Source organism: Streptomyces sp. NPDC001292, from assembly GCF_042896465.1.
Taxonomy (GTDB): domain Bacteria; phylum Actinomycetota; class Actinomycetes; order Streptomycetales; family Streptomycetaceae; genus Streptomyces.
The window spans coordinates 91,728-108,590 of sequence record NZ_JBIAXG010000028.1 but is presented as its reverse complement, the minus strand read 5'-3'; the positions used below and the strand labels follow the sequence as shown (position 1 = coordinate 108,590).

Annotated in this window: 19 protein-coding genes and 1 pseudogene; 15 read left to right on the top strand and 5 right to left on the bottom strand. The window is 73.6% G+C overall.

What is annotated here, in order from left to right; all coding sequences use genetic code 11:
• Positions 1-3: 3 nt before the first annotated feature.
• The 4 genes and pseudogenes from priA to ACFY4A_RS26730 form a co-directional block, all read left to right on the top strand.
• The gene (gene priA, locus ACFY4A_RS26745; protein WP_390831884.1) at positions 4-729 is read left to right on the top strand and encodes a bifunctional 1-(5-phosphoribosyl)-5-((5-phosphoribosylamino)methylideneamino)imidazole-4-carboxamide isomerase/phosphoribosylanthranilate isomerase PriA; all 726 of its coding nucleotides are present in this window, start codon (positions 4-6) and stop codon (positions 727-729) included.
• Positions 726-1,130: a RidA family protein gene (locus ACFY4A_RS26740; protein ID WP_390831883.1), complete on the top strand. Its 405-nt coding sequence runs from the start codon at positions 726-728 to the stop codon at positions 1,128-1,130. The genes priA and ACFY4A_RS26740 overlap by 4 nt, the downstream gene beginning before the upstream one ends.
• Positions 1,127-1,882, top strand: a complete 756-nt coding sequence (gene hisF, locus ACFY4A_RS26735) for an imidazole glycerol phosphate synthase subunit HisF (RefSeq protein ID WP_390831882.1) — start codon at positions 1,127-1,129, stop codon at positions 1,880-1,882. The genes ACFY4A_RS26740 and hisF overlap by 4 nt, the downstream gene beginning before the upstream one ends.
• Before the next feature lie 6 nt (positions 1,883-1,888).
• Positions 1,889-2,212 (top strand): annotated as a pseudogene (locus ACFY4A_RS26730) (MFS transporter); the annotation flags it as partial.
• Between the two features lie 24 nt (positions 2,213-2,236).
• On the opposite strand, the gene ACFY4A_RS26725 reads toward ACFY4A_RS26730, so the two are convergent.
• Positions 2,237-2,872 (bottom strand): TIGR03085 family metal-binding protein, encoded by a 636-nt coding sequence (locus ACFY4A_RS26725; protein WP_390831881.1) that lies wholly within the window; start codon positions 2,870-2,872, stop codon positions 2,237-2,239.
• A gap of 160 nt (positions 2,873-3,032) precedes the next feature.
• Here ACFY4A_RS26725 and hisI point away from each other — a divergent pair, with 160 nt between their 5' ends.
• The 11 genes from hisI to lgt all read left to right on the top strand — a co-directional run bounded on the left by hisI (position 3,033) and on the right by lgt (position 12,136).
• Positions 3,033-3,434 (top strand): phosphoribosyl-AMP cyclohydrolase, encoded by a 402-nt coding sequence (hisI, locus tag ACFY4A_RS26720; RefSeq protein WP_390831880.1) that lies wholly within the window; start codon positions 3,033-3,035, stop codon positions 3,432-3,434.
• A gap of 11 nt (positions 3,435-3,445) precedes the next feature.
• Entirely contained in the window at positions 3,446-4,987 is a 1,542-nt protein-coding gene (locus tag ACFY4A_RS26715) for an anthranilate synthase component I (RefSeq protein ID WP_390831879.1), read from the top strand.
• A 25-nt stretch (positions 4,988-5,012) separates the two neighbouring features.
• Positions 5,013-5,660, top strand: coding sequence for a TIGR02234 family membrane protein (locus tag ACFY4A_RS26710; protein WP_390831878.1), 648 nt, complete (start codon positions 5,013-5,015; stop codon positions 5,658-5,660).
• A 139-nt stretch (positions 5,661-5,799) separates the two neighbouring features.
• Positions 5,800-6,045, top strand: coding sequence for an HGxxPAAW family protein (locus ACFY4A_RS26705; protein WP_390831877.1), 246 nt, complete (start codon positions 5,800-5,802; stop codon positions 6,043-6,045).
• A 178-nt stretch (positions 6,046-6,223) separates the two neighbouring features.
• Positions 6,224-6,631 carry a DUF2752 domain-containing protein gene (locus tag ACFY4A_RS26700; protein WP_390831902.1) on the top strand — a complete coding sequence of 136 codons (408 nt, stop codon included), beginning with the start codon at positions 6,224-6,226 and terminating at the stop codon, positions 6,629-6,631.
• 174 nt (positions 6,632-6,805) lie between these two features.
• Complete coding sequence (trpC, locus tag ACFY4A_RS26695; RefSeq protein WP_390831876.1) at positions 6,806-7,615, top strand: indole-3-glycerol phosphate synthase TrpC; 810 nt, start codon at positions 6,806-6,808, stop codon at positions 7,613-7,615.
• Between the two features lie 47 nt (positions 7,616-7,662).
• On the top strand, positions 7,663-7,851 hold the full coding sequence (gene trpM, locus ACFY4A_RS26690; protein WP_390831875.1) for a tryptophan biosynthesis modulator TrpM: 189 nt from the start codon (positions 7,663-7,665) through the stop codon (positions 7,849-7,851).
• A gap of 210 nt (positions 7,852-8,061) precedes the next feature.
• Positions 8,062-9,345, top strand: a complete 1,284-nt coding sequence (gene trpB, locus ACFY4A_RS26685) for a tryptophan synthase subunit beta (RefSeq protein ID WP_390831874.1) — start codon at positions 8,062-8,064, stop codon at positions 9,343-9,345.
• A complete protein-coding gene (gene trpA, locus ACFY4A_RS26680) occupies positions 9,342-10,178 on the top strand; it encodes a tryptophan synthase subunit alpha (protein ID WP_390831873.1) in 837 nt (278 codons plus the stop codon). The genes trpB and trpA overlap by 4 nt, the downstream gene beginning before the upstream one ends.
• 89 nt (positions 10,179-10,267) lie before the next feature.
• On the top strand, positions 10,268-11,041 hold the full coding sequence (locus ACFY4A_RS26675) for a DsbA family protein (protein ID WP_390831872.1): 774 nt from the start codon (positions 10,268-10,270) through the stop codon (positions 11,039-11,041).
• Positions 11,042-11,125: 84 nt separating this feature from the next.
• Positions 11,126-12,136 (top strand): prolipoprotein diacylglyceryl transferase, encoded by a 1,011-nt coding sequence (lgt, locus tag ACFY4A_RS26670; RefSeq protein WP_390831871.1) that lies wholly within the window; start codon positions 11,126-11,128, stop codon positions 12,134-12,136.
• A gap of 84 nt (positions 12,137-12,220) precedes the next feature.
• Here lgt and ACFY4A_RS26665 read toward each other — a convergent pair whose 3' ends face one another.
• Genes ACFY4A_RS26665 through ACFY4A_RS26650 form a run of 4 tightly spaced genes read right to left on the bottom strand, consistent with a single transcriptional unit; the run spans position 12,221 to position 16,863 of the window.
• On the bottom strand, positions 12,221-13,087 hold the full coding sequence (locus tag ACFY4A_RS26665; protein ID WP_390831870.1) for an HpcH/HpaI aldolase/citrate lyase family protein: 867 nt from the start codon (positions 13,085-13,087) through the stop codon (positions 12,221-12,223).
• Positions 13,084-14,301, bottom strand: coding sequence for a CaiB/BaiF CoA transferase family protein (locus ACFY4A_RS26660; protein WP_390831869.1), 1,218 nt, complete (start codon positions 14,299-14,301; stop codon positions 13,084-13,086). Before ACFY4A_RS26660 ends, ACFY4A_RS26665 begins: the two co-directional genes overlap by 4 nt.
• A 22-nt stretch (positions 14,302-14,323) precedes the next feature.
• Entirely contained in the window at positions 14,324-15,688 is a 1,365-nt protein-coding gene (locus tag ACFY4A_RS26655) for an ADP-ribosylglycohydrolase family protein (protein WP_390831868.1), read from the bottom strand.
• A complete protein-coding gene (locus ACFY4A_RS26650; RefSeq protein ID WP_390831867.1) occupies positions 15,676-16,863 on the bottom strand; it encodes an ADP-ribosylglycohydrolase family protein in 1,188 nt (395 codons plus the stop codon). The genes ACFY4A_RS26655 and ACFY4A_RS26650 overlap by 13 nt, the downstream gene beginning before the upstream one ends.

Sequence of the window (16,863 nt, the reverse complement as noted above, 5' to 3'; positions counted from 1 at the left end):
GACATGGCCAAGCTCGAACTCCTCCCCGCCGTCGACGTCCGCGACGGCCAGGCCGTGCGCCTCGTGCACGGCGAGTCCGGCACGGAGACCTCGTACGGCTCTCCGCTGGAGGCCGCCCTGACCTGGCAGCGCGCGGGCGCCGAGTGGCTGCACCTGGTGGACCTGGACGCCGCGTTCGGCACCGGCGACAACCGCCAGCTGATCTCCGAGGTCGCCCGGGCCATGGACATCAAGGTGGAGCTGTCCGGCGGCATCCGCGACGACGACACCCTCGCCGCCGCCCTGGCCACCGGCTGCACCCGTGTGAACCTCGGCACCGCCGCCCTGGAGTCCCCCGAGTGGGTCGCCAAGGTCATCGCCCAGCACGGCGACCGGATCGCGGTCGGCCTGGACGTACGGGGCACCACGCTGCGCGGCCGCGGCTGGACCCGCGACGGCGGCGACCTGTACGAGACGCTGGAGCGCCTCGACAAGGAGGGCTGCGCGCGCTACGTCGTCACCGACATCGCCAAGGACGGCACCCTTCAGGGCCCCAACCTGGATCTGCTGAAGAACGTCTGCGCGGCCACCGACCGCCCGGTGGTGGCGTCGGGCGGTGTCTCCTCGCTCGACGACCTGCGGGCGCTCGCCGGCCTCGTGCCGCTCGGTGTCGAGGGCGCCATCGTCGGGAAGGCCCTGTATGCGAAGGCGTTCACCCTGGAAGAGGCCTTGGAGGCAGTGGCGTCATGACGTCGGAAGCCGTACGGCGCTTGCAGAGCGGAAGTCCTTGGGAAGAGAGCTTCGGTCACGCGCGCGCCGTCGCGGCGGGCGACCGGGTCCTGGTGGCCGGCACGACGGCCTTCAAGGACCGTGTGCTGTACGGAGAGGGCGATCCGTACGAGCAGGCGAAGGTCGCGTTCACCAGCGCGCTGGAAGCGATCGCCGAGTTCGGCCTGGGCCCCGAGGCGGTGGTCCGGACCCGGATGTACCTGACCCATCTGCGGGACGTGGACGAGGTGGGCAGGGCCCACAAGGAACTGTTCGACTCGGTGCGTCCGGCCTCGACCCTGCTGGTGGTCGAGGGCTTCGTGGATCCGCGCATCCTGGTCGAGATCGAGCTAGAGGCATACAGAGGAGCCGTGGATTCATGACCCTGGCGGTCCGAGTCATCCCCTGCCTGGACGTGGACGGCGGCCGGGTGGTCAAGGGCGTCAACTTCCAGAACCTGCGTGACGCCGGCGACCCTGTCGAGATGGCCAAGGTGTACGACGCCGAGGGCGCCGACGAGTTGACGTTCCTGGACATCACCGCGTCCTCGGGCGACCGGGAGACGACGTACGACGTGGTGCGCCGCACCGCCGAGCAGGTGTTCATCCCGCTGACGGTGGGCGGCGGCGTCCGCACCACCGAGGACGTGGACAGGCTGCTGCGGGCGGGCGCGGACAAGGTGGGCGTCAACACGGCCGCGATCGCCCGCCCGGACCTGATCCGCGAGATCGCCGAGCGCTTCGGCCGCCAGGTGCTGGTCCTGTCGGTGGACGCCCGCCGCACTCCCTCCGGGAACTTCGAGGTGACCACCCACGGCGGCCGTCGTGGCACCGGCATCGACGCGGTGGAGTGGGCGCACCGGGCGGCGGAGCTGGGCGCGGGCGAGATCCTGCTCAACTCGATGGACGCGGACGGCACGAAGGACGGCTACGACCTGCAGATGATCGCGGCCGTCCGCAAGCACGTGACCGTACCGGTGATCGCCTCGGGCGGCGCCGGCAAGCTCGCCGACTTCCCCCCGGCCGTCACAGCGGGCGCGGACGCGGTCCTGGCCGCCTCGGTCTTCCACTTCGGCGACCTGCGCATCGCCCAGGTCAAGGAGACTCTGCGGGAGGCGGGCCACCCCGTTCGCTAGTTCGAGGCCGTCGGCGCCCTCGCCTACGTACCCAGCGCCCTCGGCGCCACCGCGGTGGCCGCACTGGTCGGCCTCCTCACCGGCCTGAGCGGCGCCCTGTGCGGGGCGCTGCTGCAGACCCAGTCCGAACCCGCCTACCTAGGACGGGTCACCGCCGTCGCGGGTCTGGTCAGCCTCGGCTTCGCCCCGCTCAGCATGCCGCTGTCCGCCGCCGCGATCGGTGCCTGGGGAACCGGCCCGGTCTTCGCGGGCAGCGCGGCGGTGTGCGCCCTGGGCGGGGTCGTGGCCCTGGCCGCCCCCGCCCTGCGCCGCGCCGAACTGCCCAGCTGACCCCGCACGGCGGCGCGGCGGGGTTCAGATCCCCAGCTGCTTGGTCTCCGACAGCTTCGTGATCGCGTCCTGGTCGCCGACCGTCTCGACCCGGGCCGCGCTCTGCCGGCCGAACGCGAACAGCAGCAGCTCCGACGGCTCGCCCGTCACCGTCACCACCGGCGTGCCCCGGTGCGCGACGGCCGTCCGGCCGTCGGGGCGGCGCAGGACCAGACCGGTGGGGACGCCCCGGCCCAGCAGCCGGGCGGTGCGCTCCAGCCGGGACCACAGGGTCTCCTGGAAGACCGGGTCTAGCTCGCGCGGCGTCCAGTCGGGCTGGGCGCGGCGCACGTCCTCGGTGTGGACGTAGAACTCGACGGTGTTGGCCGCCTCGTCGATCTGCTTGAGCTGGAAGGGTGAGAAGCGGGGCGGGCCGGTACGGATCAGCTGGATCAGCTCCTCGTACGGCTTCGCCGCGTACTCCTCCATCACCTTCCGGAGGCGGGGCGCCAGCGGCTTGATCAGCACGCCCCCGGCAGCGTCGGGACGCCGCTCGCGCACCACCACGTGCGCCGCCAGATCACGGGTGAGCCACCCCTCGCAGAGGGTGGGCGCCTGAGGACCGGCGGTCTCCAAGAGATCGGCGAGAAGGAGCCGTTCACGCTTGGCAAAGGTCGACATGTGGTCAGCCTACGACCGCGTACCGCGTCCGCCCACCCGTCGACCGGCCACCCCACGGCGACGAGGCTGCCCCAGGAGCCCGGAGGCCCCGGTCGTGACACGGCGCTCACCCAGTGGAACGCCGCCCCGGCCGGCGGTCCCGCGCGGCACAATGGCACCCATGACCAGCACGCCCGGTACCCCCACGCCCAGCAGCCTCGACCAGGAGATCGCCCGCCGCCTCAAGCGCAGCGCCGACGGGCTCCTGCCCGCCATCGCCCAGCAGTACGACACCGGCGAGGTACTGATGCTCGGCTGGATGGACGACGAGGCGCTGCACCGCACGCTGACCACCGGCCGCTGCACCTACTGGTCGCGCAGCCGCCGGGAGTACTGGGTCAAGGGCGACACCTCCGGGCACGTGCAGTACGTCAAGTCCGTCGCCCTGGACTGCGACGCCGACACCGTGCTGGTCAAGGTCGACCAGGTGGGCGCCGCCTGCCACACCGGCGACCGCACCTGCTTCGACGCCGACGTCCTGCTGAAGGACGCCGGTTCCGGCGCGGCCGCCGAAGGTCAGTAGGGTCAGCCGCCATGGACCTCGAGACGTTCCGCAAGCTGGCCACCGACCGCCGCGTCATCCCGGTCACCCGCAAGCTCCTCGCCGACGGCGACACCCCGGTCGGCCTCTACCGCAAGCTCGCCGCCGAGCGCCCCGGCACCTTCCTGCTGGAGTCCGCAGAGAACGGCCGTTCCTGGTCCCGGTACTCCTTCGTCGGCGTCCGCAGCGACGCCACCCTCACCGAGCGCGGCGGCCAGGCCCACTGGCTCGGCGTCCCGCCCGTCGGCGTCCCCGCCGAGGGCGACCCGCTCGCCGCGCTGCGCACCACCGTCGAGACCCTGCACACCCCTCGCGACCTCGCCCACGACCTGGGCCTGCCGCCCTTCACCGGCGGCATGGTCGGCTACCTCGGCTACGACATCGTGCGCCGCCTGGAGAAGATCGGCCCCGGCGAGCGCGACGACCTGCGGCTGCCCGAGCTGACCATGCTGCTCACCTCCGACCTCGCGGTCCTCGACCACTGGGACGGCACGGTCCTGCTGATCGCCAACGCGATCAACCACAACGACCTGGACACCGGCGTCGACGAGGCGTACGCCGACGCGGTGGCCCGCCTGGACGCCATGGAGGCGGACCTGTCCCGCCCGGTCGTCCAGCCGCCCGCCGCGCTGCCGCCCTCCGAGCTGCCCGAGTACACCGCGCTGTGGGGCGGCGAGGACTTCCAGGCGGCCGTGGAGGACGTCAAGGAGCGCATCCGCGCCGGCGAGGCCTTCCAGGTCGTCCCCTCGCAGCGCTTCGAGACGCCGTGCACGGCGAGCGCGCTGGACGTCTACCGGGTGCTCAGGGCCACCAACCCCTCGCCGTACATGTACCTGTTCCGGTTCCCCTGCGGGGACGGAGACGCCTTCGACGTCGTCGGGTCCAGTCCGGAGGCCCTGGTGAAGGTCGAGGACGGGCGGGCCATGGTCCACCCCATCGCCGGCACCCGGCCGCGCGGCGCCACTCCGCAGCAGGACCAGGCCCTCGCCGAGGAACTGCTCGCCGACCCCAAGGAGCGCGCCGAGCACCTGATGCTCGTCGACCTCGGGCGCAACGACCTGGGCCGGGTCTGCGAGCCGGGCTCCGTGGAGGTCGTCGACTTCATGTCCGTCGAGCGGTACTCGCACGTCATGCACATCGTCTCCACCGTCACCGGACGGGTCGCGGCGGGCCGCACCGCCTTCGACGTGCTGACCGCCTGCTTCCCGGCCGGCACCCTGTCGGGCGCGCCGAAGCCGCGGGCCATGCAGATCATCGACGAACTCGAGCCGTCCCGGCGGGGGTTGTACGGCGGCTGCGTGGGCTACCTGGACTTCGCCGGCGACTCCGACACCGCCATCGCCATCCGCACCGCCCTGCTGCGCGACGGCACCGCCTACGTCCAGGCCGGCGCCGGCATCGTCGCCGACTCCGACCCGGTGGCCGAGGACACCGAGTGCCGCAACAAGGCGGCGGCGGTGCTGCGGGCGGTGCACACCGCGAACCGGCTGGGGCGGCAGGGCGTTTCTCACGTCCGGCACATGAACCCCGGATGACGCCGCGCCCGCGGTCCGAGCGATAGTGGAGTACGTGACTGCCGTACCTCACCCCCGTTCCGAAGCCGCCGCCCCCGCCCGGTCCGGCCGCCGCAGCCTCGCCGTCGCCCTGCTGTGCGGCGCGCTCGGCGCGGCCGTGGCGCTGCTCGCCACCCGGCAGCGCTGGGCGGAGGGCACCGCGACGGTGGCCGGCGGCGCCTTCCCGCTGACCGCCAAGGGCAGCGAGGTCACGGGCGTGCCCGCGGCACTCGCCATAGTGGGCCTGGCCGCGCTCGTCGCCGTCTTCGCCGTCCGCCGCTCCGGCCGCGTCCTGGTCGCCGTGCTGCTCGCGCTCTCCGGCGCGGGCACGATCGCCGCCGCCCTGCTCGGCGCCACCGACGGCGCCGCCCTCGACGAGAAGGCCGCCCAGGTCTCCGGCGACACCGCCGCGACCGCCGCCGCGCTCAGCCACACCGGCTGGCCCTACGTCGCGGCCGTGGGCGGGGTGCTGCTGCTCCTGGCCGGCCTGCTCGCCCTGCGCTACGGCCGCCTGTGGCCGGCCATGTCCGGCCGCTACGAGCGCTCCGGCGCCCCCCGCTCCCGCGCGCCGCGCCCGGCCGACCCCGATCGCCCCGAGGACCTGTGGAAGGCCCTCGACCGCGGCGAGGACCCTACCGGCACCGGACCCGCCTGACCGCGGCCCGGCCGGGGCGTACCACCTGCCCTGCCCGGCGGTCGCGAGGAGCCACCCCCGATCACGTCGTGTGCACGCGTGCGGGACAATGGAGCCGAGCGTCCGGCTCAGACAAGAACACAGCAACGAGGAGCAAGTCATGGCGGGCAGCAGCCACGGTCACACCCCGGCCGCCTGGACCGGTGTCATCATCGCCTTCATCGGTTTCTGCGTCGCGGGCGCCTTCATGGTGATGGCCCAGCCGGTCGGCTTCTGGGCCGGCATGGGGATCGTGCTGGCCGGCGGCGCCGTCGGCGGCATCATGCGCATGATGGGCCTCGGCCAGAAGAACGAGCACCCGGTGCACCAGGTCGGCCCGCGCGAGCCGGCCCGCGCCGAGGGCTGAGGTCCGCACGGGACCCGCACGAGTCGACAGTGGAAGGGGCGGCCCGGTGCCGCCCCTCGCGCGCGTGTACCCGGTCCGGGGCAGAATGCGAGGCGTGAACCCCGACAGCCAGAGGGTGACGCACGGCCGGACGCCCGTACCCCGCCCGCGGCGCACCCAGGACGCCACCGCCGTCCCCATGCACGCCACGGCCGTGCTCAGGCGGCTCGCCGTCCCCGTCGGGGTCCTGACCACCGTCGCCGGGGCCTTCGCCTACGTCGGGGTCGTGGACCCCAACCAGCCCGGCCACTACCCGGTCTGCCCCCTGCTGCGCTACACCGGTGTCTACTGCCCCGGCTGCGGCGGGCTGCGCAGCGCCCACGCCTTTGTCCACGGGGACTTCGCGACGGCCCTGCACGACAACGCCCTGGCCGTCGCGGGCTACCTGGTCCTCGCCGTGGGCTGGACGCTGTGGGTCCTGCGCGCCGCGCGCGGGCGGCCGCCGCGCCTCGTACTCGGACCGGCGCACCTGTGGAGCCTCGGTGCCCTGCTGCTGGCCTTCACCGTTGTCCGGAACCTGCCGTTCAGTGGCCTGCTCCGTCCTTGATCGGGCACGGTATGTCCAGGTAGTGGGACCGCCGTCCACCGGATGCGAGGTCGGCGCCCGCCTCCGGATACCATCGCAGTGACCACCGGTTTCCCCGCCTGATCGGTTCGCGGCGGGCCGCCGGGGGCGCTCGACCCGCTGGAACAGTCCACCGTCTGGAAGGGGGCCGCTCGCGTGAGTGTGCTCGACGAGATCATCGACGGAGTCCGTGCCGACCTTTCGGAGCGGCAGGCGCGCGTCAGCCTCGACGAGCTCAAGGAGCGCGCGGCGAAGGCACCCGCGGCCAAGGACGGAGCCGCCGCGCTGCGCGGCGACGGCGTCAAGGTCATCTGCGAGGTCAAGCGCTCCAGCCCGTCCAAGGGCGCACTGGCCGCGATCGCCGACCCGGCCGGGCTCGCCGCGGACTACGAGGCGGGCGGCGCCTCCGTCATCTCGGTGCTGACCGAGCAGCGCCGCTTCGGCGGCTCGCTGGCCGACCTGGAGGCGGTCCGCGCGCGTGTGGACATCCCGGTCCTGCGCAAGGACTTCATCGTCACCTCGTACCAGCTGTGGGAGGCCCGGGCCTACGGCGCCGACCTCGCCCTGCTGATCGTCGCCGCCCTGGACCAGCCGGCCCTGGAGTCGCTGATCGAGCGCGCGGTGTCCATCGGACTCACCCCGCTCGTCGAGGTCCACGACGAGGAGGAGACCGAGCGCGCGGTGGACGCGGGCGCCAAGGTGATCGGCATCAACGCGCGCAACCTGAAGACGCTCGAGGTCGACCGCGACACCTTCGAGCGGGTGGCCCCGGAGATCCCGGACGGTCTCGTCAAGGTCGCCGAGTCCGGGGTGCGTGGCCCGCACGACCTCATCGCCTACGCCAACGCCGGCGCCGACGCGGTCCTGGTCGGCGAGTCCCTCGTCACCGGCCGCGACCCGAAGACGGCCGTCGCCGACCTGGTGGCGGCGGGGGTGCACCCGGCGCTGCGGCACGGCCGTAGCTGACGCGAGCCGCTCACCCGAGTGGCCGTACGCCGGTAGAGTGTGCCCCGATGAGCCTCCCGATCGCCGAACCCTCCCGGGACCCGTACGCCCGCCTCGCGCGCGGCTGCCGGCCCCGCGGTTGCCGCGCGCCCGCACGCCGTGTGCACGGCCGCAGGGTGCGGTACGTCATCGGCGACGAACCGGGCCAGGTCAACGGCATGCGATGGCGCCGCCCGCGTGCGCGCCACCAGCGGTGAGCTGAGCCGCGTCGTCCGGTCCCGGACCGGTCGCCCGGTGCCCGCCGCTCCCGGCCCCTGCCGTCGTACCGCGACCGCGGTCCGGCCGCCGGCCGAGTGGCCCGCCCGCTGACGCCCGTGCCCGTACGCCCGGAGCACGGCACGCGCACGCGACTACCGTGACCCTCAGTCCGACCGATTCCGGGGCAGACGCCCCTGTGAGGTATCCGCATGCCCAGCGAGTTCTTCATTCCCGACCCGGAGGGCCAGGTGCCGAGCGCCGAGGGCTACTTCGGTGCGTTCGGCGGCAAGTTCATCCCGGAGGCGCTGGTCGCCGCCGTGGACGAGGTCGCCGTCGAGTACGACAAGGCCAAGGCCGACCCCGAGTTCGCCCGCGAACTCGACGACCTGCTCGCCCACTACACCGGCCGTCCCAGCGCCCTCACCGAGGTGCCCCGCTTCGCCGAGCACGCCGGCGGGGCCCGCGTGTTCCTCAAGCGCGAGGACCTCAACCACACCGGGTCCCACAAGATCAACAACGTGCTCGGCCAGGCCCTGCTCACCAAGCGGATGGGCAAGACCCGGGTGATCGCCGAGACCGGCGCCGGACAGCACGGCGTCGCGACCGCCACCGCCTGCGCGCTCTTCGGCCTCCAGTGCACGATCTACATGGGTGAGATCGACACGAAGCGGCAGGCCCTGAACGTGGCCCGGATGCGCATGCTCGGCGCCGAGGTCGTCGCCGTGAAGTCCGGCAGCCGCACCCTGAAGGACGCCATCAACGAGGCGTTCCGCGACTGGGTCGCCAACGTCGACCACACCCACTACCTGTTCGGGACCGTCGCCGGACCGCACCCCTTCCCGGCCATGGTCCGCGACTTCCACCGGGTCATCGGCGTCGAGGCGCGCCGCCAGCTCCTTGAGCGCGCCGGGCGCCTGCCCGACGCCGCCGTCGCCTGTGTCGGCGGCGGCTCCAACGCCATCGGCCTCTTCCACGCCTTCATCCCGGACACCGGCGTCCGCCTCATCGGGTGCGAGCCCGCCGGGCACGGCGTCGAGACCGGCGAGCACGCGGCCACCCTGACCGCGGGCGAGCCCGGCATCCTGCACGGCTCCCGCTCCTACGTCCTCCAGGACGACGAGGGCCAGATCACCGAGCCGTACTCCATCTCCGCCGGCCTGGACTACCCGGGCATCGGCCCCGAGCACTCCTACCTCAAGGACTCCGGCCGCGGCGAGTACCGCGCGATCACCGACGACGCGGCCATGCAGGCGCTGCGCCTGCTGTCGCGGACCGAGGGCATCATCCCGGCGATCGAGAGCGCGCACGCGCTGGCCGGCGCCCTGGAGGTGGGCCGGGAACTGGGCGAGGACGGGCTGATCGTGGTCAACCTCTCCGGCCGCGGCGACAAGGACATGGACACCGCCGCCCGCTACTTCGGCCTGTACGACACCGACGCCGAGGTGGCCGCCGACGAAGCCGACACCGCCGAGATCGAGGGGGACGCCAAGTGAGCGGGACCGCACCGACCGGTGGACAGGGCCGGCTGCTGGCCGACACCCTGGCCGCCGCCAAGGCGGAGGGCCGGTCCGCCCTCATCGCGTACCTGCCGGCCGGGTTCCCGACCGTGGACGGCGGCATCGAGGCGATCAAGGCCGTCTTCGACGGCGGCGCCGACGTCGTCGAGGTCGGGCTGCCGCACAGCGACCCGGTCCTGGACGGCCCGGTCATCCAGACCGCGGACGACATCGCGCTGCGCGGCGGCGTCAGGATCGCGGACGTCATGCGGACGGTGAAGGAGGCCCACGCGGCCACCTGCAAGCCGGTGCTCGTCATGACGTACTGGAACCCGGTCGACCGCTACGGCGTCGAGCGGTTCACCGCCGAACTCGCCGAGGCGGGCGGCGCCGGCTGCATCCTGCCGGACCTGCCGGTGCAGGAGTCGGCCCTGTGGCGGGAGCACGCCGAGAAGCACGGCCTGGCGACGGTGTTCGTCGTCGCGCCCAGCAGCAAGGACGAGCGGCTCGCCGAAATCACCGCGGCCGGTTCCGGATTCGTCTACGCCGCCTCCCTGATGGGCGTCACCGGCACCCGTGAGTCGGTGGGCACGCAGGCCCAGGACCTGGTGGAACGCACCCGGGCCACCGGTACGGGCCTGCCCGTCTGCGTCGGCCTCGGCGTCTCCGACCGCGCCCAGGCAGCGGAGGTCGCCGGCTTCGCCGATGGCGTGATCGTCGGTTCGGCCTTCGTCAAGCGGATGCTGGAGGCCCCGGACCCGGCGGCCGGTGTCGAGGCCGTCCGCGCCCTCGCGGGCGAGCTGGCGAGCGGCGTGCGCGGACAGGCGTAACGACGGCCGCGGCACATCCTTCGATCGCCCGAACGGGTGGTCCTGGCACCGGGGAGGCGCAACGCGCCTCCCCGGTTCGTTCAGGGGGTGTGAGCGAGAAGAACCATCAGGGAAAGCGCACCGCCCGGCAGCGCCTGGCGGCCGAGCGCGAGAAGCAGAAGGCCACGGAGAGGCGACGGCGCACGCTGATCGTGGCCGCGACCGTCGTCTGCGTCCTGGGCCTGGCGGCGGTGATCGGCGTGGTCGCCGCCAACTCCGACAAGCACAAGAGCAGCAGCGCGGGCCCGGTCGTGACACCCTCCGGCGCGCGGGGCAAGGACAGCCTGGCGATCCCGGTCGGCCGGGACGGAGCCAAGTCGACGCTCACCGTGTGGGAGGACTTCCGCTGCCCGGCCTGCCAGGCCTTCGAGACGATGTACCGGCCGACGGTCCACGAGCTGGCCGACGCCGGCAAGCTCAAAGTCGAGTACCACCTGGTCAGACTGATCGACGGCAACCTCGGGGGCACCGGCTCCCTGCGCGCGGCCAACGCGGCGGCCTGCGCCCAGGACGCGGGCAAGTTCCCCGCCTACCACGACGTGCTCTACCGGAACCAGCCCAAGGAGACCGACGACGCCTTCGCCGACAACAACAAGCTCATCCAGCTCGCGGGCAAGGTGAGCGGCCTGAACACCCCGGCCTTCGACAAGTGCGTCAAGAACGGCACGCACGACAGCTGGGTCGACAAGTCCCACCAGGCCTTCCAGGCCGGCGGCTTCTCGGGTACCCCGACCGTCCTGCTGAACGGGAAGAACATCCTCCAGGACCAGACGATGACCCCGGCGAAGCTGAGGCAGATGGTGGAGGCGGCCGAGAGCAAATGAGTGAGGCGCGAGTCGCCCGTTACGGACCCGTTGCCGGGCTGCCTGCCTTGGCGCCGCTCCGGCTGCGGTAGCGTCGACCCTGCCATGGAACTTGCCTACATTCCCAGCCCGTCGCGCGGTGTGCTGTACCTCGGCCCGATTCCGTTGCGCGGCTACGCGTTCTGCATCATCATCGGCGTCTTCGTTGCCGTATGGCTCGGCAACAAGCGCTGGATCGCCCGGGGCGGGCGGGCCGGCACGGTGGCCGACATCGCGGTCTGGGCCGTGCCCTTCGGCCTGGTCGGCGGCCGGCTCTACCACGTGATCACGGACTACGAGCTGTACTTCAGCGAGGGCCGTGACTGGGTGGACGCCTTCAAGGTGTGGGAGGGCGGCCTCGGCATCTGGGGCGCGATCGCGCTCGGCGGGCTCGGCGCGTGGATCGGCGCCCGGCGACGGGGCATCCCGATGCCCGCGTACGCCGACGCCGTGGCACCGGGCATCGCCTTCGCGCAGGCGATCGGCCGCTGGGGCAACTGGTTCAACCAGGAGCTGTACGGCCGTGAGACGCACGTTCCGTGGGCGCTGCACATCACCTCCGCGACGGACGGCCGGGTGCCGGGGTACTACCACCCCACGTTCCTGTACGAGTCCCTGTGGTGCGTCGGCGTCGGCTTCCTGGTCATCTGGGCCGACCGCCGCTTCAAGCTGGGCCACGGACGGGCGTTCGCGCTGTACGTCGCCGCGTACTGCGTGGGCCGCGCCTGGATCGAGTACATGCGCGTCGACGACGCCCACCACTTCCTGGGCGTGCGGCTGAACGACTGGACGGCGCTGCTGGTCTTCCTGCTCGCGGTGGCCTACATCTGGGTGTCCGCCAAGAAGCGGCCGGGCCGGGAGCCGCAGGTCGAGCGGGAGCCGGCGCCCTCCGAGGAGAAGGCCGCGCCCGGGACCGGGGCGGGCGCCGAGGACGAGGAGCCGGCGGAGGGACGGGACGCGCAGGGCACGGAGGACACGCGTGCGGCCGCCGGCGCGGCTCCCGAGGCGAAGGACGGCGCGGGCGACAGCTCAGAGGACGACACGAAGGACGGGGCCGAGTCGGCGCGGAAGAGCTGACGGCCGGCCGGTCGTACATGGACGAGGGCGCCCCGGACCACCGGGGCGCCCTCGCCGTGTCAGCCTCGTGCCAGCGCTGTCGGCTCAGCACCGCCGGGCCAGTGCCAGGGTACGCCGGGCCGCCGCCACCACCGCCGCGTCGATGAATCGGCCGTCCGGGAGAGCCTGCGCGCCCCGGTCCGCGGTGGCGGCCTTGATGATCGTCTCGGCTTCCTCCAGTTCCCGGTCGGTCGGCAGATAGGCGCGCTCGATGATCGGGAGCTGGCGCGGATGGATGGCCGCGCGGCCGAGGAAGCCGAGGGCGCGGCCGTGCGCGCAGGAGGCCGCCAGGCCCTCCAGGTCCCGGATGTCGGGGTGGACGGACTGGGGCGGCGGGGCGAGACCGGCCGCGCGGGCGGCCACGACGACCCGGGCTCGGCACCAGTCGAGGCCGGAGTCCTGCCGTACGCCCAGGTCGGCGCGCAGGTCCGCCTCGCCGATCGAGATGCCGCGCAGCGAGGGGTGCGCGGCGGCGATGGCGTATGCGCGTTCGATGGCCAGCGCGGTCTCCAGGAGGGCGTACAGCGAGGGCCCCGAACCGTCCGAACCGTTCGTCGGCGGCAGGCCCTGCGCGGTCTCCGTCCGTGCCGCGACCCGGGCGACCTGCCCGGCGGACGTCACCTTCGGCAGCCGCAGCCCGGCCAGGCCCGGCCGGGGCGCCACCGCCGCCAGGTCCTCGGCGGCCAGCGGCCCGTCGACCGCGTTGATCCGCACGTGCACCGGGACCGGCGGCGGCTCGGTCAGCAACTCGGCGGTGGCCGCGCGGGCGTACTCCTTGCGGTCCGGCGCGACCGCGTCCTCCAGGTCGACGACCACCACGTCGGCACCGGAGGCGAGGGCCTTGGCCACGACGTGCGGGCGGTCTCCGGGGGCGTACAGCCAGGTGAGCGGGCAGAGGGCGGCGGCCGTCACAGGGCGCCCTCCGCGCGCAGCGAGGCCAGTTCCTCCCGGGTGAGGCCGAGTTCGGTCAGGACCGAGTCCGTGTCGGCGCCGTGCGGGCGGCCCGCCCAGCGGATCGCACCCGGGGTGGCGGAGAGCCGGAAGAGGACGTTCTGCATGCGCATCCGGCCGAGTTCCGGGTCGTGCAGGGTGGTCAAGGTGCCGAGGGCCCGGTACTGCGGGTCGGCCATCACGTCCCGTACGTCCTGGATCGGCGCGATCGCCGCCTGAGCCTTCTCGAAGGCGGCCAGGACCTCGGTGCGGGTGTGGCGGGCGATCCAGCCCCCCACCGCCTCGTCGAGCACGTCGGCGTGCGCGGCCCGCTCCGCGCCCGTCGCGAACCAGGGCTCGTCGATCAGCTCCGGGCGGCCCACCAGCCGCATCACGCGTTCCGCGACCGACTGCGCCGAGGTGGAGACCGCCACCCAGGTGCCGTCACTGGTGCGGTAGGCGTTGCGCGGCGCGTTGTTCCGGGTGCGGTTGCCGGTGCGGGGCTGGACGTAGCCGAGCTGGTCGTACCACAGGGGCTGCGGGCCGAGGACCGTCAGGATCGGCTCGATGATCGCCATGTCCACGATCTGGCCCGCCCCGGTGCGCTCCCGCGCCGCGAGCGCGGTCATCACCGCGTACGCCGTGGCCAGGCCCGCGATCGAGTCGGCGAGCCCGAACGGCGGGAGCGTCGGGGGCGCGTCCGGTTCGCCGGTGATCGCGGCGAACCCGCTCAGCGCCTCCGCCAGGGTGCCGAACCCGGGCCGGGCCGCGTACGGGCCGAACTGCCCGAACCCGGTGACCCGGGCCAGCACCAGGCGCGGATTGGCCGCCGACAGCTCCGGCCAGCCGAGCTCCCACTTCTCCAGGGTGCCGGGCCGGAAGTTCTCGACGACCACGTCGGCGGTGGCGGCCAGCCGCAGCAGGGTGCGGCGGCCACCGGGTTTCGACAGGTCCAGCGTGATGGTGCGCTTGTTCCGGCCGAGCAGTTTCCACCACAGGCCGACCCCGTCCTTCGACGGCCCGTGGCCCCGGGACGGGTCCGGCTTGACCGGGTGCTCGACCTTGATCACCTCGGCGCCGAAGTCACCGAGCATGGTGGCGGCGATGGGCCCGGCGAAGAGGGTGGCGAGGTCGAGCACGCGCAGACCGGCGAGTGGGCCGGTGGCGTCGGGCGCGGCGTCGTGGGGCGCGGTCATGAGGTGAGCCGGTCGAAGTCGCTCATGGGCGGGACGCCTCCAGGTGCGTGAGGTGGGCCAGGGTGTCGAAGCCGGTACCGTCGAAGTCGCCCACCGAGGTGGCCAGCCGGTTCTTGAGCGGCGCCGTCCAGCGGTCGGGCAGCGCGTCCGGGGAACCGGCGAGGACGGCCGCGACACCGCCGGCCGTGGCACCGTTCGAGTCGGTGTCCCAGCCGCCGGAGACGGCACGGCAGACGGAGCCGGTGAAGTCGCCGCCGGCGTGGGTCAGTGCGGCGGCGATCAGCGCGGTGTTGGGGACGGCGTGGACCCAGTGGCAGCCGGCGTGGGCGGCGTGGAGTTCATCCACGACCATGTCGAAGTCCTCGTGCGTATCAGCCAGTTGGACGGCGTGACGCACGGCGCGGGCGAGCCGGGAGCCGGGCGGCACGACGGTCAGGCCGGTGGCCAGGCAGGTGTGGACGTCGCGGGTTCCGGTCGCCGCGGTGGCGATGACGGCGGCGGCGAACATCGCGGCGTAGACGCCGTTCGCGGTGTGGGTGAGGGTGGCGTCGCGGTGGGCCTGCGCGGCCGCGGCCGCCGGGTCGCCGGGGTTGGTCCAGCCGTGCATGTCGGCGCGGATCAGGGCGCCGATCCACTCGCGGAAGGGGTTGCGGTGCCGGGCGGTGTGCGGGGGCTCGATGCCGAGCAGCAGGTTGCGGTAGGCGACGCGTTCGGCGGTGAAGGTGCGGCCGGCGGGGAGTTCGTCCAGCCAGAGGCGGGCGGTGTCGGTGGTCGTGAACCGCTTCCCGTGGCGTTGCAGGAGGAGAAGGTTGATCAGGGGGTAGTTGAGGTCGTCGTCCTCGGGCATGCCGTCGATGTTCTCGGCCAGCGAGTTGGCCGCCGAACGGCGGTTCCAGGGGTGCGCGGCGGCCAGGTCCTCGGGCACGCCTCTGCCGGTGAACCAGGTGTGGACGGGCCAGTTGCCGGTGACCTGGGCGAGTTGGCGGATGCCGGTGAGGGGCAGCTTCTCCACGGGTTTGCCCAGCAGGCAGCCCGCGGCCCGGCCGAGCCAGGCGGCCTCCAGGCGCTCGGCGGCCCCCGAGGGTGCGACGGCGCCCGGCTGCCCCGGCCAGTCCGGGCACAGGGCCTTGATCCCGGCCAGGTCCGTGGGTTCCGAGTCCGCCAGCCGGCTGGGGAGTTCGGCCAGTTCGTCCAGGAGGTCCTCCGCCAGGAGGCGCAGGTAACGGGAGGCGCGCCCGGGGGACGCGCCCGCGCGGGCCGGGGCCTCGGGGCCGCCCGCCGCGCGCCAGCGGGCGGCGATCGCCGACGGTTCGCGGCCGTCCTGCACCGCCTGGCGAAGCTCGTGGCCGAGCAGGTCCTCCGGCTGGACCCAGGTCAGTCGGAGCATTCCGGGCTTCCCATCCCGGCGAACGCCCGCTCGTGGGCGCGTCGCCGCCGTACGTCCCTCTCGAAGATCTCCCGGGTCACCCCGGCCAGCGTGCGCGCCGGTTCCCACAGGTCCAGGCGGCTGGCCCCGGCCACCGTCTTCGCCCAGTCCTCCGGGACGGGCGAGCCCAGCGCTCCCGCCAGCGCCCCGGCCATCGTCGCGATGGAGTCGCAGTCGCGGCCGTAGTTCACCGCGCCGAGGACGGCCTCGCGGAAGTCGCCGCGCGCCACCGTCAACATGCCCAGCGCGACGGGCAGTTCCTCGATCGCGTGCAGGCGGGAGGGGCGACGGGCACCCAGGGACGGGTTCCGGTAGTCCGGCCCGACCGTGTCGTACGGCGCCACCGCCTCCCGCAGCGGGGCCAGCGCCGACTCGAAGTCCGTGCGGCCGCGGGCCACTTCGCAGACCCGCTCGATCGCGGCGCGGGTGCCGTCCTTCGCCAGCGACAGGCACGCCGTCACCACCGAGTCCGGGCTCGCCCCCGGCGCGCACGCCGCCGCCACCGCGGCCGCCAGGACGCCCGCCGCCTCCCTGCCGTAGGACGACTGGTGGGCGCCCGCGATGTCCAGGGCCTCGGCGTAAGCGGCCGCCGGGTTGGCCGCGTTGACCAGGCCCACCGGGGCCATGTACATCGCGGCACCGCAGTTGACGATGTTTCCGGTACCGGCCTCGCGCGGGTCGACGTGGCCGTAGTGCAGCCGCGCCACCAGCCACTTCTCCGCCAGGAAGACCCGGTGCAGCGGCAGCGCCTCCGCCTGGAGCTCCGGGATCCAGCGGGGCTTCGTCATCAGGTCGGGCACCAGGTGGTCGGCGATCGCGTAGGCGTCGAGGTGGTCGCGGACGCGCGCGTACACCCGGACCAGGGCGTGCGTCATCAACGTGTCGTCGGTGACGTGGCCGTCGCCCTTGTGGTAGGGGGCGATGGGGCGGGCGGTGCGCCACCGCTCGCCGTGCCAGGGGCCGACGACGCCGTGCACGCGGCCGCCGTGGCGCTCGAGGATCTGGTCGGGGGAGTAGCCCTCGACGGGGCCGCCGAGCGCGTCGCCGACGGCTGCTCCCACGAGCGCGCCGGTGATCCGCTCCTCCAGGTCCGCGTCCCGGACCGCGCCTCGGCTCTGTTCTGCTTTGGGCGTCAT

Bases quoted from the DNA above. Each gene is read 5' to 3' on its own strand.
- priA (WP_390831884.1), top strand. From the start codon at position 4: ATGGCCAAGCTCGAACTCCTCCCCGCCGTCGACGTCCGCGACGGCCAG.
- ACFY4A_RS26740 (WP_390831883.1), top strand. From the start codon at position 726: ATGACGTCGGAAGCCGTACGGCGCTTGCAGAGCGGAAGTCCTTGGGAA.
- hisF (WP_390831882.1), top strand. From the start codon at position 1,127: ATGACCCTGGCGGTCCGAGTCATCCCCTGCCTGGACGTGGACGGCGGC.
- ACFY4A_RS26725 (WP_390831881.1), bottom strand. From the start codon at position 2,872: ATGTCGACCTTTGCCAAGCGTGAACGGCTCCTTCTCGCCGATCTCTTG.
- hisI (WP_390831880.1), top strand. From the start codon at position 3,033: ATGACCAGCACGCCCGGTACCCCCACGCCCAGCAGCCTCGACCAGGAG.
- ACFY4A_RS26715 (WP_390831879.1), top strand. From the start codon at position 3,446: ATGGACCTCGAGACGTTCCGCAAGCTGGCCACCGACCGCCGCGTCATC.
- ACFY4A_RS26705 (WP_390831877.1), top strand. From the start codon at position 5,800: ATGGCGGGCAGCAGCCACGGTCACACCCCGGCCGCCTGGACCGGTGTC.
- ACFY4A_RS26700 (WP_390831902.1), top strand. From the start codon at position 6,224: ATGCACGCCACGGCCGTGCTCAGGCGGCTCGCCGTCCCCGTCGGGGTC.
- trpM (WP_390831875.1), top strand. From the start codon at position 7,663: ATGAGCCTCCCGATCGCCGAACCCTCCCGGGACCCGTACGCCCGCCTC.
- trpB (WP_390831874.1), top strand. From the start codon at position 8,062: ATGCCCAGCGAGTTCTTCATTCCCGACCCGGAGGGCCAGGTGCCGAGC.
- lgt (WP_390831871.1), top strand. From the start codon at position 11,126: ATGGAACTTGCCTACATTCCCAGCCCGTCGCGCGGTGTGCTGTACCTC.
- ACFY4A_RS26660 (WP_390831869.1), bottom strand. From the start codon at position 14,301: ATGACCGCGCCCCACGACGCCGCGCCCGACGCCACCGGCCCACTCGCC.
- ACFY4A_RS26655 (WP_390831868.1), bottom strand. From the start codon at position 15,688: ATGCTCCGACTGACCTGGGTCCAGCCGGAGGACCTGCTCGGCCACGAG.
- ACFY4A_RS26650 (WP_390831867.1), bottom strand. From the start codon at position 16,863: ATGACGCCCAAAGCAGAACAGAGCCGAGGCGCGGTCCGGGACGCGGAC.